This window comes from Planktosalinus sp., assembly GCF_059864935.1.
In genome coordinates this window covers 1-1,482 of record NZ_JCBCCK010000410.1, presented here as the reverse complement: position 1 = coordinate 1,482, position 1,482 = coordinate 1, and the positions used below count along the sequence as shown (strand labels likewise).

1 protein-coding gene is annotated in these 1,482 nt (G+C 44.3%); it reads right to left on the bottom strand.

Going from position 1 to position 1,482, the window contains the following annotated elements:
- Positions 1-1,482: MBG domain-containing protein (locus AC6F75_RS12470; RefSeq protein WP_500715376.1), on the bottom strand; the 1,482-nt coding region annotated here is incomplete at both ends.

The window sequence follows — 1,482 nt, the reverse complement described above, 5'->3', positions numbered from 1 at the left end:
GTTGGTACGGGTACCTTCGTCTGAAGGGTACTCTCCCACTGCCGGAGTTGGGTTTAGTGGCAGGATATATCCACCGCCGGTGATAAAGTCGCCTTGGGGTTTGTAGAGGGTAATGAGCAGGTCGCTTTCTTCCAGTAGACCCGTGTAGTAGTTGTTCACTTCTATCCGCAAACCATAGGTTTTCGAATCTTCATTATTGCCCAGTGACGGGAAAGAGTAACCGGAGTATGAAACAATACCGGTTCTGTTGTCGCCTTGGGTTAGCAATTGAGTGACAGAAAACCAATCTGAAGTATGAAGAGGCGAATTAGGATCATAATTGTTCTGATCCATATCATACACTTTAAACCTGACATTGGCATTCAGGATATCACCTGCCCAGTCATCGGCTCCGTCCCACACCTCGCTGTCTTGTATCACGGAAATGAATGTGATGGGAGTAGATTGGTTATTTTGCGGCTGTGCCACCAGTTGTAAGCCGTTATATTGAATGACGACATCTTCCTTTAAAATGGTCAAGCTTGTTGTTACAGGATTTGGATCTACATTGTAATTGCCATCTACATCATTGATCTCAGCAGAAACTGTTTTTGATCCCGGGGCCATGGTACCGTTTCCAAATGAAGGTTCAAGCATAGGCACATCTTCAAGTACAGCAATCAAATCAGCTCCATCAACAATAAAGTTTACAGTATCCATTTCTTGGCTGCCCACTTTAAATGTAGCAGACTTTGCTGCCTGAAGTCCGTTGTCTATTAAAGGTGCTCCACCCACTATAGTTGCAGTGAAAGTAACGAGGTCACTGTAGTGTACAGAACCCGGATCAACTACAACTGAAGCAACTACAGGAGCCTGAGTAATTGTGAAATTATTCGGAACAAAAGTAATAGTGTAGTTTGACTCCTTGTTGATGCTATTATCATTTACGTCAACAATAAACAAAGTTCCTTTACTTATTAGATAACTTCCTACAGCTACACCCGGTGCTCTTTCCAGTTCTCCGGTGAATTCATCCCAAGGGGCTAGACCCATTCCGGGAGTACTAAATGTGTATGTCAACACAGGGTCAGCTTCACCATAAACCTTGGTCTGACCGGCATCCACAGTGATAGTGATTGGACGGTTGTTGATCTCAAAGTCATCGCCAACAAAAGTGATGTCATAGTTGCTGTTGTCCAGTGAACCTTGGTTGATGGCATACAATCCAACATTCTCTCCTGCTGCACGAGCAAGGTCCCCTGTGAAGGAAATCTCTTCTCCGTTGGCTAATTCAAAACCTACTGCAGGATTCGAAGTATAAGTAAATGTCGGGTCAAGCTGTCCGTAAATCTTGCTCTGGTCTGCATCTGCTGTTACAGTTACTGTCAATTGCTCGATTTCAAAGTCATCGCCAACAAAAGTGATGTCATAGTTGCTGTTGTCCAGTGAACCTTGGTTGATGGCATACAATCCAACATTCTCTCCTGCTGCACGAGCAAGGTC